Here is a 16,973-nt window from a genome sequence, read left to right on the forward strand (position 1 = left end):
GCTCTGTACTCCCAATGGGTGACACCTGCGTCACGTCGCGGCGCTGACCAGTGCGGACGGCCCCTCGCGGCCGGGCCCCGGCGATCACCCCCTAGGCGGGACATCCACCTTCGTGTTGCAGTTAGCCTCGCCTTATCTGAGGCGTGCCGAAGCAACGAAAGGACCGTGATGGCGAACCCCGCGAACGCGAACCCCCACTCCACCCCGGAGGTACTCGACGTGGTGGGGGTCGGGTTCGGGCCGTCGAACCTCGGCATCGCCATCGCCCTGCTCGAGCACAACGCGACGGTCCCGGCCGACGCACGGGTGAGCGCCCGCTTCGTCGAGCGCCAGGAGCGGTTCGGCTGGCACCGCGGGATGCTGCTCGAGGACGCGACCATGCAGGTCTCGCACCTCAAGGACCTGGTCACGCTGCGGAACCCGACCAGCGGCTTCTCCTTCCTGTCCTACCTCCACGACCGGGACCGGCTCGCCGACTTCATCAACTACGGCTCGTCGTTCCCGACCCGCCGCGAGTTCCACGACTACCTGGAGTGGGCCGCGGCCCGGGTGGGGGAGATCAGCGCGGCCGCCGGGTCGGCGGTGACGGTCGACTACGGCAGCGAGGTCGTCGAGATCGAGCCGGTCCGCGGCGGGAACGGCGTGGAGCTCGTCGACGTCGTCGTCCGCACCGGGGACCGGGTGGAGCGCCTGCGCGCCCGCAACGTCGTCCTCGCCTGCGGGCTCACCCCCGTCCTGCCGCGCGGGATCACCGTGGGCGGCCGCGTCTGGCACAACCGCGACCTGCTGTTCCGCACCCGCGAGCTCGCCGGGACCGAGCCGACCCGCTTCGCCGTCGTCGGCGCCGGGCAGAGTGCCGCCGAGACCGTCGAGCACCTGCACCGCACCTTCCCGACCGCCGAGGTGCACGCGGTGTTCGCCCGCTACGGCTACAGCCCCGCCGACGACACCTCCTTCGCCAACCGGATCTTCGACCCGGCCGCCGTCGACGACTTCTACACCGCGCCGGACGAGGTCAAGGACCGCATCCTCGGCTACCACGCGAACACCAACTACTCCGTGGTCGACCCGGAGCTCATCGAGGGCCTCTACCGGACCCACTACCACGAGCGGGTCGCCGGGACCGAGCGCCTGCGCTTCCGCAACGTGTCCCGGGTGGCCGACGTCGTCGACGTCGGGGACCGGGTGGAGCTGGCCGTCGAGTCGCTGATCGACGGCTCGCGCGAGGTCATCACCGCCGACGCCGTCGTCTACGCGACCGGCTACCGTCCCGCCGACCCGCTGTGGCTGCTCTCCGGCGGTCTCGACGAGGCCTGCGCCCGCGACGCCCGCGGCCGGCTCGACGTGCACCGCGACTACCAGCTCGGCACCACCGCGCTGGCCGACGGCACCGCGGTGCGGGCCGGCTTCTACCTGCAGGGACCGACCGAGCACACGCACGGCATCACCTCGACCCTGCTGTCCAACATCGCGGTCCGGTCCGGCGAGGTCGTCGCCTCGCTGACCGGCGCGCCCGTGCCGTCGACGGCGCCGACGCCCGTCGTCGTCTGAGCGCGACCCCACCCGTTCCGCCGATCCCAGGGAGAGCCATGTCCACGAACCCCTTCGACGACCCCGAGGGCAGCTTCTACGCGCTGGTCAACGACGAGGGCCAGTACTCGCTGTGGCCCGCGTTCGCCGAGGTCCCCGCCGGCTGGACGGTCGAGCACGGGCCGGCCGACAAGCCGTCGTGCCTGTCCTTCGTCGAGACGCACTGGACCGACCTGCGGCCGCGCAGCCTGCGCGAACGCGCCGCCGGCTGACCCGCCCCAGCGCCGCCCGTCCCGCACCACCACCCCAGGAGCGCCTCCCGTGACCCGCACGCTGCCGTCCCCGTCCGACCCGCGCCCGGGACCGCTGCCGGACGGTGCGCTCGCGACGTGGCCGGAGCTGTTCGCCCGGCAGGTCGCGGCCACGCCGGACGCCGTGGCGGTGCAGTGCGGCTCGGGGGAGCAGTGCGAGCAGCTGACCTACGCCGGGCTCGACGAGCGGGCGGGGCGGCTCGCGTCGGTGCTGCGCGGGCGCGGCGCGGGACCGGAGGGGCTGGTCGCGCTCGCCGTACCGCGCGGGGTGGACCTCGTCGTCGCGCAGGTGGCGATCCTGCGGGCGGGCGCGGCGTACCTGCCGGTCGACCCGGACCAGCCCCCGGCGCGGACCGCGCTGGTGCTCGACGACGCCCGCCCGGCCGTCGTGCTGAGCACGGCCGGTGTCGCCGCGGAGCTGCCGCTGCCCGACGGGACCCCGACCGTGCTGCTCGACGACGAGGCCGACCGGGCCGCGATCGCCGCCGCCCCGGTCGCCCCGGTGCCCGACGTCGACGTCCTCGGCGCCGCCTACGTCATCCACACCTCCGGCTCCACCGGGCGGCCCAAGGGCGTCGTGCTGACCCACAGCGGTGTCACCCAGCTCGTCGCCACCCAGACCGAGCGGCTCGGCGTCGGCGCGGACGACCGGATCCTCGGGTTCGCCTCGACCGGCTTCGACGTCGCGTTCTGGGAGCTGTGCATGGCACTGCTCTCCGGCGGGCGGCTGGTCGTGGTGCCCTCGGAGCTGCGGCTGCCGGTGCCCGAGCTCGCCGACTACGCCCACGAGCACGCGGTGACGGTGATGGTGCTGCCGCCCGCGCTGCTCGCCGCGCTGGGCCCGGACGTCACGCTGCCCCCGGCGACCCTGCTCGCCGGTACCGAGCGGGTGTCCCCGGAGCTGGTCGCGCGCTGGGCGCGGGGCCGGGCGATGTTCAACGCCTACGGTCCGACCGAGGTCACCGTCAACTCCACGCTGGGCCGGTGCGACCCGGCGCGGACCGGGCCGGTGGTGCCGATCGGCGTCGCCGACCCGATGACCGACGCCTACGTGCTGGGCCCCGACCTGGCCCCGGTCCCCGACGGCGAGCAGGGCGAGCTCTACCTCGGCGGCCCCGGCCTGGCCCGGGGCTACCTGAACAGGCCGGGCCTGACCGCGGAGCGGTTCGTCGCCGACCCGTTCGGGCCCGCGGGCGGGCGGCTCTACCGCACCGGCGACCTCGTGCGCGTCGACGAGCGCGGCGAGCTGGAGTTCCTGGGCCGCGTCGACGACCAGCTGAAGGTCCGCGGCTACCGGATCGAGCCCGGTGAGATCGAGTCGGTGCTGCGGGCCCACCCGCACGTCGCCGAGGCCGTCGTCGGCGTGCACGAGGCCGCGCCGGGGGACCGGCGCCTCACCGCGTGGGTCGTCCCCGCGACCGCCGGGGACACCCCCGCCGACGACGGTGCCGAGCGCGTCGCCGACTGGCGCGACGTCCACGAGCTGCTCTACGCCGCCACCTCCGCCGACGACGGCGACCCCACCGGCTACGAGGGCGGCTTCGCCGGCTGGAACTCCACCTACGACGGCACCCCCATCCCGCGTGCGGACATGCGGGCCTGGCGCGACGCCACCGTCGCCCGGATCCGCGAGCTCGGCCCCGGCCGGGTCCTGGAGCTCGGCGTCGGCAACGGCCTGCTGCTCGCCGAGCTGGCCCCGGACTGTCCCCGCTACGTCGGCACCGACGTGTCCGCCGAGGCCGTCGCCGCGCTGTCGCGGTGGGTCGCGACCCGCCCCGGGCTGCGCGGGCGCGTCGAGCTGGCCCCCGCCGCCGCCCACGAGCTCGACGGCATCACCGGCCCCTTCGACACCATCGTGATCAACTCCGTCGCCCAGTACTTCCCGGGCCCCGAGTACCTGACCGACGTGCTGACCCGGGCCGCGGCACTGCTCGCCCCCGGCGGCGCGATCGTCGTCGGCGACGTCCGGCACGCCGGGCTGCTGCGCACCTTCCGCGCCGGGGTCGTCGCCGCCCGGCGGCCCGACGCCGAGCCCGCCGAGCTGCGCCGCGCCCTCGACGGCGCCGTGGCCTGGGAGGGCGAGCTGCTCTGCGCGCCGCAGTTCTTCACCGCGCTGGACGGGTTCGACGCGAGCAGCATCCGGATCAAGCGGGCCCGCGCGCACGACGAGCTCTCGCGCTACCGCTACGACGTCGTGCTCCGGCCCGGCGCCGCCGCGCGGCCCGGCCCCGCCACCGCCCCGCTCGTGATCGACTGGGACGGGGCCGGGGCCGACCCGGCCGCGCTCACCGACGCCCTGCGCGCCGCGCTCGCCGGTGGGGGCGCGGACGCGGTGCGCGTGGTCGGGGTCCCCGACCTGCGCTCGGCCGCCGACCGCGCCACCCGCGCCCGCATCGACGGCGAGCCCGAGCCCCCCGCCGGCGCCGACCCCGAGGAGCTGCTGGCCCTCGGCGAGTCCCTCGGCCACCACGCCGAGGGCACCTGGGGACCCGGCGCGACGGTCGAGCTGCTGTTCTCCCGGCCCGGCGTCGACCCCGGGCCGCTGCACCGCGCGACCACGGACGCGACCGGCCCCGCGTTCCACCGCCCGGCCCCCTTCCGGGACGTCGACGCCCTGGTCGGCGCCCTGCGCGAGCACCTGCGCGACCGGCTCCCGGACTGGATGGTGCCCGCCGCCGTCGTCCCGCTGCCGTCGGTGCCGGTACTGGCCAACGGCAAGACCGACCGGGCCGCGCTGCCCGCCCCCGACCTGTCCGCGCAGGTCCGCGGCACCCGCCCCGGCACACCACGCGAGGCGCTGCTCTGCGACCTCGTGTCGGAGGTCCTCGGGGTGCCCGGCTTCGGCGTCGACGACGACTTCTTCGCCCTCGGCGGCGACTCGGTCCTGTCGATCCGGCTGGTCGTGCGGGCCCGCGAGTCCGGCCTGCTGGTCACCCCGCGGCAGGTCTTCACACACCGCACCGTCGCCGAGCTCGCGCCGCTCGTGACCGAGCACCACGCCGTCGCCGCGCCCACCGGGCCCGACACGACCGTCCTCGACGACGCCGCGGCCGCCGTGCTCGGCCCCGTCACCCTCGCCGGGCCGGTGTCCCCGCTGCAGGAGGGCTTCTTCTTCCACGCCGCGCTCGACCCGGCCGACACCTCCTACGTCGTGCAGGAGGTCCTCGACCTGCCCGCCGACGTCGACCCGGGCGCCCTGCGTGCTGCCCTGTCCGACCTGCTCGACCGGCACCCGCAGCTGCGTGCCGGGTTCGCCCAGCGCGCCGACGGCCGCGTCGTCCAGGGCGTCGCCGACCACGTCACGCTGCCGTGGACCGAGCACGACGTACGCGGCACCGACCCGGCCGCCGTGCTCGACGCCGAGCGGACCCGCCCCTTCGACCTCGCCCGCCCGCCGCTGCTGCGCGCCGCGCTCCTGCACGACGACGACCGCGCCCGCCTCGCCCTGACCTTCCAGCACGCCATCCTCGACGGCTGGTCGGTCGCGCTGCTGGTCACCGAGCTGGAGCAGGCCCACGCCGCCCGGGCCGCGGGCACCCCGCAGGACCCCGCTGGGCCGCGTGCCCGGGCCGAGGCGCGGCTGCGCGCCTGGTTCGCCCACCTCACCGCCCTCGACACCGACGACGCCCGGTCCGCCGCCCGCGCGGTGTGGGACGCGGAGCTGGCAGGCGCCGAACCCGTCCGGCTGCTCGACGCCCTCCCCGCCCCGCGGACCGTCGCCGAGGGCGGGGACCGGCCGCACGCCCAGCGGGGGCTGACCCTCGACGTCGCCGCGACCGCCGCGCTGGACCGCGCCGCCCGCGCCCGCGGGGTCACCCCGTCGACGGTGCTGCACACCGCGTGGGCCCTCACCGTCGGCGCGCTCACCGGCAGCCGCGACGTGCTCGTCGGCAGCACCGTGTCCGGCCGCGACGCCGCCGTCGACGGCATCGGCGAGGCCGTCGGGCTGTTCGTCAACACCGTCCCGGTGCGGATGCGGTGGTCGCCCGGCGAGCCCCTGTCCGCGCCGCTGCGCCGCATGCAGGACGGCCGCACCGCCGTCCTCGACCACCCGCAGGTCCGGCTCGCCGAGCTGCAGCGCGGCCGCGGGGAGCTGTTCGACTCCATCGTGGTGATCGAGAACTACACCGCGGAGCAGACCGCGAACGGCCTGGTCACCGGGGTGGAGGTGCGCGACGCGGTGCACTACCCGCTGGCGCTGGTCGTGCGGCCGGGCCGGGAGACCTCCGTCGTGCTCAAGCACGACACCGCACGCGTCGACGACGCCACCGCGGGCCTGCTGCTCGAGATGTTCGAGCGCACCCTGACCGCGCTGGCCACCGGCCCGCAGCGCACCGTCGCCTCGCTGCCGCTGCGCACCCGTCCCGAGCAGGGCGTGCACGGCCCCGCCCGGGCCGCCGACCCGCGGACCCTGGCCCGCCGGGTCGCCGACGGGCTGGCCGCCGACCCCGGCCGCACCGCGGTCGTCGCACCGGACGGGACGCTCACCGCCGCCGAGCTGGACCGCCGCTCGGCCGCGCTGGCCGGGGCGCTGCGCGAGCGCGGCGCCGGACCGGGCAGCGTCGTCGGGGTCGCCGTGCCGCGCTCGACCGAGCTGATGGTCGCGCTGCTCGGCGTCGTCCGCGCCGGGGCCGCGTACCTGCCGCTGGACCCGGAGCACCCGGCGGAGCGGATCGCGTTCACCGCCGCCGACGCGGGCGTCGACACCGTGCTGGTGCCCGCGGGCACCGACCCGCTGCCCGACCTGCCCGGGGTGCGCCGCCTGGCGGTCGCCGAGCTCGCCGACGGCCCGGTGCCCGCCGCGCTGCCCGACCCGGACCCCGACGACGCCGCCTACCTGATCTACACCTCCGGCTCGACCGGGCGGCCCAAGGGCGTCGTGGTCAGCCACCGCGCCATCGGCAACCGGCTCGACTGGATGCAGGACGCGTACCCGCTCACCTCCGACGACCGGGTGCTGCAGAAGACCCCCGCCGGGTTCGACGTGTCGGTGTGGGAGTTCTTCTGGGGCCCCTCGACCGGCGCGACCGTCGTGCTCGCCGCCCCCGGCGGGCACCGCGACCCCGAGTACCTGGCGCGGCTGGTCCGCGACGAGCACATCACCACGCTGCACTTCGTGCCCTCGATGCTGGAGGGCTTCCTCGCCGCCGAACAGGTCGTCGCCGACCCGCGGTGGGCGGCCACGCTGCGGCGGGTGTTCTGCTCCGGCGAGGCGCTGCCCGCCGCCGCGGCCCGGCGCTGGCACGCGCTGACCGGGGTGGCGCTGCACAACCTCTACGGGCCCACCGAGGCCGCCGTCGACGTCACCGCGCACACGGTGGCGCCCGACCCGGGGACCGTCGTCCCGATCGGCGTGCCGGTCGCGAACACCCGCACCCACGTCCTCGACGCCTGCCTGCGCCCGGTCCCCGACGGGGTCCCCGGCGAGCTGTACCTCGGCGGCGTGCAGCTGGCGCGGGGCTACCACGCCCGCCCCGGGCTGACCGCGGACCGCTTCGTCGCCGACCCGCTCGGCGCGCCGGGGGAGCGGCTCTACCGCACCGGCGACGTCGTGCGCCGCGTCGACGGCGAGCTGGTCTACCTCGGCCGCTCCGACGGCCAGGTGAAGATCCGCGGGCAGCGCATCGAGCCGGGCGAGGTCGAGGCCGCGCTCGCCGCGACCGACGGGGTCGGCCGCGCGGCGGTCGTCGTCCGCCGGGACGGGCCGTCCCCGGCGCTGGTCGGCTACGTCGTGCCCGCCGCCGGCGCGGCCCCCGACGGCGACGGGCTGCGCGCCGCGCTGGCCCGGGTGCTGCCCGAGGCCATGGTGCCCGCCGCGGTCGTCGTGCTGGAGCAGCTGCCGCTGACCCCCAACGGCAAGCTCGACCAGGCCGCGCTGCCCGCCCCGGGCGTCGCCGCGGGCGGGTCGGACCGGGAGCCCGCCACCGAGGTCGAACGCGTGCTGTGCGCGGCGTTCGCCGAGGTCCTGGGCCGCGACCGGGTCGGCCCCGACGACGACTTCCTCGCCCTCGGCGGGGACTCCATCACCTCGATCGCGGTGTCCTCGCGGGCCCGGCGGGCCGGCCTGGACGTCGGCCCCGGTGACGTCCTGGCCGGGCGCACCCCGGCCGCCGTCGCCGGTCGGGCCGGGGCCGCCGCCGAGCCGGTCCCGCCGCTGCCCGAGCCAGGCCCGGCCGTCCTCGCCCGGGTGCGGGAGATCGCCGGCGACGACGTCGACCGGGTCTGGCCGCTGTCCCCGCTGCAGGAGGGGCTCTACTTCCACGCCACCCTCGACGGCACCGCGGGCACCGTCACCGCCGCCGGTGACGCCTACACCGTGCAGGAGACCGTCGAGCTCGACCACGAGATCGACCTCGACCGGCTGCGCGACGCCGTCACCGCGATGCTGCGCCGCCACCCCACGCTGCGTGCCGGGTTCACCGCCGACGGCCTCGACGGGCCGGTGCAGTTCGTCGCCGCCGACCCGGCCCCGCCGGTCCGGCTGGTGCACACCGGCTCGCAGGCCGAGCGGGACCGGCTCACCGCCGCCGACCGGACCGCGCCGTTCGACCTGAGCGCCCCGCCGCTGTTCCGGATCACCGTGCTGCGCGGCGACGGCCGCGACCGGCTGCTGATCCACCGTCACCTGCTGATCTGGGACGGCTGGTCGGCCTGGCTGTTCCTGGAGGGGCTGTTCGACACCTACGCCGGGTCGCCGCCCCCGCCGCCCGGCGGCGGCTACGACGACCTGCTGGCCTGGATCGCCGCCCGCGACCCGGAGCCCGGACGGGCGGCCTGGCGGGACGCGCTCGCCGGGCTCGACGAGCCCACCCTCACCGCGCCCACCCCCGCCGCGAGCCCGCGGCGGGTCGCCGAGACCCACCTCGACCTCGACGCGGACACCTCGGCGCGGCTGCGCGAGCTGGCCCGCGCCAGCGCGGTCACCCCCAACACCGTGCTGTCCACGGTGTGGGCGCTGGCCCTGGCCGCCGGCACCGGCCGCGACGACGTCGTGTTCGGCACCTCGGTCGCCGGCCGGCCCGCGACCGTCCCCGACGTCGAGAACATCATCGGGCTGTTCCTCAACACCGTGCCCGCCCGGGTCGCCCTGCGCCCCGGCGAGACCGGCACGCGGCTGCTCGCCCGGGTGCAGGCCGAGCGGCTCGCGCTGCTGCCGCACGAGACCGTCGGGCTGGGGGAGATCCAGCAGTCCTCCGGGCACCGGACCCTGTTCGACACGCTGTTCGTCTACCGGCCCGAGGGCGGCGAGCAGCGGGTCGCCGACCTCGGCGCCCGGCACGGCATCACCGACCTGACCAGCACCGACACCACCCACTACGCGCTGACCCTCGCCGTCACCCCCGGCGAGCGGTTCCGGCTGACCCTGTCGCACACCGTCGGCGAGCCGGCCGCGGCCCGCTGGGTGGAGCGCGTGCGGCGGGTGCTGCACGGCCTGCTCGACGCCCCCGACACCCCGGTCGCGCGGATCGACGCCCTCGGCGACGACGAGCGCGCCGAGGTCGTCGCGCACCGCACCGGGCGCCGGGTGGACCTCGGCACCGCGACGATCGCCGACCTGCTCGCCGAGCGGGCCGCCCTCGCCCGCGACGACCTCGCCGTCGTCGCCGGGGACGTCCGGCTCACCTACGCCGAGCTGGACGCCGCGGTGAACCGCACCGCGCGGCTGCTGCGCGCCCGGGGCGCCGGGCCCGAGACCGTCGTCGCGCTGGGGCTGCCGCGCTCCGCCGAGACCGTCGTCGCGCTGTTCGCGGTGCTGCGCACCGGCGCCGCGTACCTGCCGCTGGAGCTGGATCACCCCGCGGCCCGGCTGGTCGAGACCCTGCGCGACGCCCGCCCGGTCGCGGTGCTCACCACGACCGCGGTCGCCCCGACGCCCGCCCGGTCGCGGTGCTCACCACGACCGCGGTCGCCCCGACGCTCGCCGGGGCGGGGGTGCCCACGGTCGCGCTGGACGACCCGGCCGTCGCCGCCGAGCGCGCCGCACTGGACCCCGGCCCGATCCCCGACGCCGAGCTGGGCTCCTTCGCCCGCGAGAACCCGGCGCGGCTCGACCTGCCCGCCTACGTCATCTACACCTCCGGTTCCACCGGGCGGCCCAAGGGCGTCGTCACCCCGTACCGGGGGCTGACGAACATGCAGCTCAACCACCGCCGCGAGATCTTCGACCCGGTGGTCGCCGACGTCCGCGCCCGCCGCGGCCCCGACGCGCGGCTGCGGGTCGCGCACACCGTGTCCTTCGCGTTCGACATGAGCTGGGAGGAGCTGCTCTGGCTGGTCGAGGGGCACCAGGTGCACGTGGCCGATGAGGAGCTGCGCCGCGACGCCCACCGGCTGGTGTCCTACTGCGACACCCACGACGTCGACGTCGTCAACGTGACCCCGACCTACGCCGCGGCGCTGCTGGAGACCGGGCTGCTCGCCCGGCGCCCGATGCCGCTGGTGCTGCTCGGCGGCGAGGCCGTGTCCGACGCGGTCTGGTCGGCCCTGCGCGACGCCGACGGTGTGCTCGGCTACAACCTCTACGGCCCCACCGAGTACACGATCAACACCCTCGGCACCGGGACCGCGGACTCCGACACCCCCGCCGTCGGGACGCCGATCACCAACACCGTCGCGCACGTGCTGGACCCGTGGCTGCGCCCGGTGCCCGACGGCGTCGCCGGTGAGCTGTACATCGCCGGTGACGGTCTGGCCCGCGGCTACCTGGACCGGTTCGCGCTGACCGCGCAGCGGTTCGTCGCGGACCCGTGGAGCCCGGGCGGGCGGATGTACCGCACCGGTGACCTGGTCCGGCGCCGCCCCGGCACCGGCGGGCTGCTCGACTTCCTGGGCCGCACCGACGACCAGGTCAAGATCCGCGGGCACCGCGTCGAGCCCGGCGAGGTCACCGCCCGCCTGGACCGGCACCCGCTGGTGTCGCGCTCGGCGGTCGTGCCGGTCCCCGCACCGGACGGCGGGTCGCTCCGGCTGGTCGGCTACGTCGTCCCCGCCGCCCCCGACCAGGCCGACCGCGCGGCCACCGCCGCCGGCGCCGTCGACGAGTGGCGCGCGATCTACTCCGAGGAGTACTCCCGGATCCCGGTCGCGGTGTTCACCGAGGACTACGCCGGCTGGGACTCCTCCTACACCGGCGAGCCGATCCCGTTCGCGGAGATGGCGCAGTGGCGGGAGGCCACCGTCGACCTGGTCCGCGCGCTGCGCCCGGAGCGTGTGCTGGAGATCGGGGTCGGGACCGGGCTGCTGCTCGGCCCGCTCGCCCCCGGCTGCGCCGAGTACCGCGGCACCGACCTCGCCGAGCCGGTCATCACCGCGCTGCGCACCGCGCTCGCGACCGACCCGGACCGCTACGGCCACGTCGAGCTCGACACCCGGCCCGCCGACGACCTGTCCGGGCTGCCGCGGGGCCACTTCGACACCGTCGTCATCAACTCGGTTGTGCAGTACTTCCCCGACGCCGGCTACCTGGAGCGGGTCCTCACCGGCGCCGCGGAGCTGCTCGCCCCCGGCGGCCGGATCGTCGTCGGGGACGTGCGCCGCCCGGACACGCTGCACGCGTTCCACACCGCGATCGCCCGGACCCGGCTCGGCGACGGCGCCGACCCCGCCGCGGTCGACGCCGCGGCGGAGCGGTCGCTGGCCCTGGAGAAGGAGCTTCTGCTCGCCCCGGCGTTCTTCGACCGGGTCGCGGCCGGTCTCGGCGCCGAGGTCGCGGTGCGCGCCAAGCGCGGCGACGCCCACAACGAGCTGACCCGGCACCGCTACGACGTCGAGCTGCACCTGCCCGGCGCCGACGTGCGCCGCGCCGACCCGGCCCGCACGCTGCGCTGGGGCACCGACATGACCTCCCTCGACGAGCTGGACCGGCTCCTCGCCGACGCCGGGGACACCGCGCTGCGCCTCACCGGCGTCCCGGACGTCCGGCTCGCCACCGAGCAGGGGAACCCCGGCGACGGGCCGGAGCCCGACGCGCTGCGTGCGCTCGCCGCCCGGCACGGCCGCGACGCCGAGCCGACCTGGTCCCCGGACGGCCCCGGCATGCTCGACGTCGTGCTGGTCGCGGCCGACCCGGCGGGCCGCCCGCTGGTCGGGCTGCACCGCGCCGGGGACCCGGCCGCCCCGGAGGCGACCGACCCGGCGGCGGCGCGGTTCGCCGCCGAGCTGGTCCCGGTCCTGCGCGAGGACCTGCGGGCGAGCCTGCCCGACCACCTCGTGCCGTCGGCGTTCGTGCTGCTCGACGAGCTGCCGCTGACCGCCAACGGCAAGCTCGACACCCGCGCGCTGCCCGTCCCCGACGCCCGCGCCGCCGCGGCGCCGTCCCGGGCCCCGGAGACCGCGACCGAGCAGGCCCTGTGCACGGTGTTCGCCGAGGTCCTCGGCCTCGACGAGGTCGGCGTGGACGACGACTTCTTCGACCTCGGCGGGCACTCGCTGCTCGCCACCCGGATCGTCGCCCGGCTGCGCACCGCGATCGGGGCGGAGGTGTCGATCCGCGACCTGTTCACCGAGCCGACCCCGGCCCGGCTCGCGGCCCGCCTCGACGCGGGAGACCCCGGCGAGGACCGCGGCGACGGCACCGCCCGCCCCGTGCTGGCGCCGCGGCCCCGCCCGGAGCCGCTGCCGGCCTCGTCGGCGCAGCACCGGCTGTGGGTCCTCGACCGTCTCGACGCCGACGCCGGCCGGGACAGCGCCTACCACTTCCCGATCACCTTCCGGCTGGCCGGCGCCCTGGACGCCGACGCGCTGGCCACGGCGCTGCACGACGTCACCGGGCGCCACGAGTCGCTGCGCACCCTGCTCGTCGACGACGGCGACGGCGTCCCGGTCCAGGTGGTCGTCGACGCCGCGACGGCCCGGGTGCCGTTCGTGCGCCGCACCGTCGACGCCGCCGCCACCCCGGCGGCGGTGGCGGCGGAGATCCGGCGCCCGTTCGACCTGGGCTCCGACCTGCCGATCCGGGCGCTGCTGCTCACCGAGTCCGACACCGGCGAGCACGTGCTGGTGCTCGTGCTGCACCACGTCACCACCGACGAGTGGTCCGACCGGCCGTTCCTGGCCGACCTCGCGACCGCCTACGCGGCCCGGGCCGCGGGCCGCGCGCCCCGCCTCACCCCGCTGCCGGTGCAGTACGCCGACCACACCCTGTGGCAGCGGGAGCTGCTCGGCGACCCGGCCGACCCGTCGTCGGTCGCGGGCCGCCAGCTCGCGTTCTGGACCCGCACCCTGGCCGGGCTGCCCGAACGCCTGGACCTGCCGACCGACCGGCCCGAGCCCGCGTCCCCGACGATGGCGGGCGACGCGGTCGAGGTGCCGATCGACCCCGCGCTCGGCGCCGAGCTGCGCCGCACGGCGCGCGCCGCCGGGGCGAGCACCTTCATGCTCGCCCGGGCCGCCGTCGCGGTCCTGCTTCACCGCCTCGGCGCCGGCGACGACATCCCGCTGGGCGCCCCGGTCGCGGGCCGCTCGGACCAGGCGCTGGAGGACGTCGTCGGGTTCTTCGTCAACACCCTGGTGCTGCGCACCGACCTGTCCGGCGACCCCGGGTTCACCGAGGTCCTGGACCGGGTCCGGACCGCCGACCTGGAGGCGTTCGCGCACGCCGACGTGCCCTTCGAGTCGGTGGTGCGCGCGGTCAACCCGGACCGCAGCGCCGACACCACCCCGCTGTTCCAGGTGATGGTGGTGCACCGGGCCGGTGGGACCGCCCGCGAGTCCGGCCTGGTCCTGCCCGGGGTCACCGTCGGCGAGCAGCCGCAGCCGCCCGCCCGCGCCCAGTTCGACCTGGTCGTCGAGTTCCGCGACGGCGGGCCGGAGGAGCCGCTGGGGGTGCGGCTGCTGTACCGCACCGAGCTGTTCGACGCCGCGACCGTGCACGCGCTGGGGGAGCGGCTGACCACGGTGCTGCGCGCCGTCGTCGCCGACCCGCGGCGCCCGGTCCGCCGGATCGACGTCGCCGCGGACGGGGAGGCCGGCCGGACCCGCTGTGCCCTCGACGGCGGCCCGGTCCCGGCCGCCCGCACGATGTGGGAGATGGTCGCCGGGTCCGTCGCCGACCGGCCCGGCGCGGTCGCCGTCGCCGACGAGCACCGCGAGCTCGACTACGCCGGGCTCGACGTCGAGACCGCCGCGCTGGCCCGCGAGCTGCGCGCCCGCGGCGTCGGCCCGGAGACCGTCGTCGGGGTCGCGGTGCCGCGGTCGGTGGAGATGATCGTCGCGGTGCTGGCGGTGCTGCGCGCCGGTGGCGCGTTCCTGCCGCTGGACCTCAACCTGCCCCCGGAACGGCTGGAGTACCTGCTCACCGACTCCGGCACCCGGCTGGTCGTGACCACCGGCGACGCCGCGGCCCTGCTGCCCGCCGTCGACGGCGTCACCCACCTCGTCCCGGCGCCGCCGGAGCCGGGCCCGGCCCCGGCGGACCCGCCCACCGACCCGGCGGGCGCCGCCTACGTCATCTACACCTCCGGCTCGACCGGACGCCCGAAGGGCGCGGTCCTGCCGCACGCCGGCATCGGCGAGCTGCTGGAGCTGGCCCGCGACCGGATGCGGCTGACCCCGGACTCCCGGGTCCTGCAGTTCTCCGCGCCCGGCTTCGACGTGCTCGTGTTCGAGCTGTGCATGGCGCTGTGCTCCGGGGCCCGGCTCGTCGTCGCCCCGGAGCGGCTGCGCGGCCGCGACGCCGACCCGGCCGAGCTGACCGGGTTCTTCGCCGAGCAGCGGCTCACGCACCTGATCCTGCCGCCGTCGCTGATCACCGCGCTGCCGCCGGAGGCGTCGCTCCCGGCCGGGTCGACGGTGCTCGCCGGGACCGAGGCCGTCCCGCCGGACCTGATCGACCGCTGGGGCGCGCACCTGGACCTGCACGTCGCCTACGGGCTCACCGAGGCCACCGTGAACTCCACGCTGTGGCACTCGCGGCCGGGCACCGCGTTCCGGTCACCGATCGGGCGCCCCGACCCGGGCGTGCGGACCTACGTCCTCGACGACGCCCTCACCCCCGTCCCGCCCGGCGTCCCCGGCGAGCTGTACGTGGCCGGGGCCGGCCTGGCCCGCGGCTACCTGGGGCGCACCGCGCTCACCGCGGACCGCTTCGTGGCCTGCCCGTTCGGGGAGCCGGGGGAGCGGATGTACCGCACCGGCGACCGCGTCCGGCTGCGCTTCGACGACGGCGCCGAGCACCCCGACCGCGAGCCGGTCCTGGAGTTCCTCGGCCGCTCCGACGACCAGGTCAAGATCCGCGGCCACCGGATCGAGCCCGGCGAGATCGAGGCCGTCCTGGCCGCGCACCCGGACGTCGCGCAGGCCGCGGTCGTCGTACGACGGCGGGGCCCGGTCACCCGGCTCGACGGCTACGTCGTCCCGGCCGGCGGCGGCACGGCGGTGCCCGACGGCCTCGCCGAGCACCTGCGCGGGCGGCTGCCCGAGCACATGGTCCCGGCGCACCTCGTCGCGCTGGACGGGCCGCTGCCGCGCACCCCGAACGGGAAGGTCGACAAGCGGGCGCTGCCCGAGCCCGCCCCGGCGGCCGGCAGCGGCCGGGAGCCCGCCGAGGGGCCCGAACGGCTGCTGGCCGGGCTGGTCGCGGAGCTGCTGGCCGTGGACCGGGTCGGCGCCGACGACGACTTCTTCGCCCTCGGCGGCGACTCGATCATCGCGATCCGGCTGGTGTCCGCGGCCCGCGCGGCCGGGCTGGCGCTGACCCCGCGCCAGGTGTTCCGGCACCGCACGGTCGCCGGGCTGGCCGCCGTCGCCGGGGCGGTGGAGCGCGAGCACACCCACGACGACGGCGTCGGTCCGGTCGGGTCCACCCCGATCCTGGACTGGCTCGCCGAGGTCGACCCGCACGCGCCCGGCTACAACCAGTCGGTGCTGGTGCGCACCCCGGCCGGGCTGACCGGGCCGGTGCTGCGCCGCGCACTGGGCGCGCTGCTCGCCACGCACGGCATGCTCCGCGCCCGGCGCACCGCCGACGGCCTGGAGGTCCCGCCCGCGGTGCCCGGCCCGGTGCTGCGGGAGGTGCCGGTCGGCGCGGCGAACACCGCCGACCAGGTGCGCGAGCTGCTGGGGGAAGAGGCGCTCGCCGCGCGCGACCGGCTCGATCCCGGCTCCGGCACGATGCTGTCGGCGGTCTGGTTCGATGCCGGACCGGACGCCCCCGGACGCCTGTTGCTGGTGGTCGCGCACGTCGCCGTGGACTGGGTGTCGTGGCGGATCCTGCTCGACGACCTCGCCGCTGCCGTCGCCGCCCAGGACGCGGGGCGCGAGCCGGCGCCGCCGCCGGTCCCGGTGTCCTACCGCGCCTGGGCGTCGATGCTCGCCGCCGAGGCCGCCCGCCCGCAGCGGGTCGCCGAGACCGGCCGGTGGCGCTCGGTCCTGGCCGGACCGCGGGTGGCACTGCCGCTGGCGACGCCGTTCGACCCGGACCGCGACCGGCACGGCACCAACCGGGTGCACCCGGTGGAGCTGCCCGCGGACCTGTCGGCCGCCGTCCTCGCCGCCGGTGCGGACCGGGCACTGGCCGCCGCGCTCGGGATCGCCGTCGCCGGCCTCGCGCGTCACCACGGCGCCCCCGCCGAGGGGGTCGTGCCGCTCGCGGTGGAGGGACACGGCCGGGAGGAGGAGGCCGTCGCGGCGCGCCCGGACCTGTCCCGCACCGTCGGCTGGTTCACCGCGATCCGGCCGGTCGCGGTCGACCCGCGCGGACCCGCCGGGCAGGTGCGCGACCGGCTGGTCGCCGACCTCGACGCCGAACCCGACCACGGCCTCGGGTTCGGCCTGCTGCGCCACCTGAACCCGGACACCGCCGCGGAGCTCGCGCCGCTCCCGCTGCCCGAGATCGAGTTCAACTACCTGGGCCGGTTCGACCGGCGCGCCCCGCGCGACTGGGGCTTCGCCGACGAGGACGACGTCCTCGACATCGCCGTCGAGCCGGACATGCGCCAGCGGTTCCCGCTGACCGTCATCGCCCGCACCGTCGACGGCGCGGACGGGCCCCGGGTGCACGCCGACCTGATCCACCCGGCCGCGGTGCTCGACGACGACGTCGTCGCCGACCTCGGGCGCCGGTGGACCGCGGCGCTGCGGGAGCTGACCGGGCGGGACTGAGCGACGACACGAGACAGGACAGGGGGCCGGTCG

Annotated in this window: 3 protein-coding genes and 1 pseudogene; all 4 read left to right on the forward strand. The window is 77.3% G+C overall.

All coding sequences use genetic code 11. The annotated features are described in order from the left end of the window. The first annotated feature begins 168 nt into the window (after positions 1-168). The 4 genes and pseudogenes from KPL60_RS03455 to KPL60_RS33510 all read left to right on the forward strand — a co-directional run bounded on the left by KPL60_RS03455 (position 169) and on the right by KPL60_RS33510 (position 16,940). Complete coding sequence (locus KPL60_RS03455; protein ID WP_226364873.1) at positions 169-1,551, forward strand: lysine N(6)-hydroxylase/L-ornithine N(5)-oxygenase family protein; 1,383 nt, start codon at positions 169-171, stop codon at positions 1,549-1,551. 38 nt (positions 1,552-1,589) lie between these two features. Then, entirely contained in the window at positions 1,590-1,802 is a 213-nt protein-coding gene (locus KPL60_RS03460; protein WP_062395825.1) for an MbtH family protein, read from the forward strand. Positions 1,803-1,851: 49 nt separating this feature from the next. Then, positions 1,852-9,642: pseudogene (locus tag KPL60_RS03465) on the forward strand (amino acid adenylation domain-containing protein); the annotation flags it as partial. A gap of 86 nt (positions 9,643-9,728) precedes the next feature. Further along, positions 9,729-16,940 carry a non-ribosomal peptide synthetase gene (locus tag KPL60_RS33510; protein WP_308016639.1) on the forward strand — a complete coding sequence of 2,404 codons (7,212 nt, stop codon included), beginning with the start codon at positions 9,729-9,731 and terminating at the stop codon, positions 16,938-16,940. Positions 16,941-16,973 lie beyond the last annotated feature (33 nt).

The sequence above is a fragment of the Pseudonocardia sp. ICBG162 genome, assembly GCF_020496225.1.
In the GTDB taxonomy this organism is placed as follows: Bacteria; Actinomycetota; Actinomycetes; order Mycobacteriales; family Pseudonocardiaceae; genus Pseudonocardia; species Pseudonocardia alni.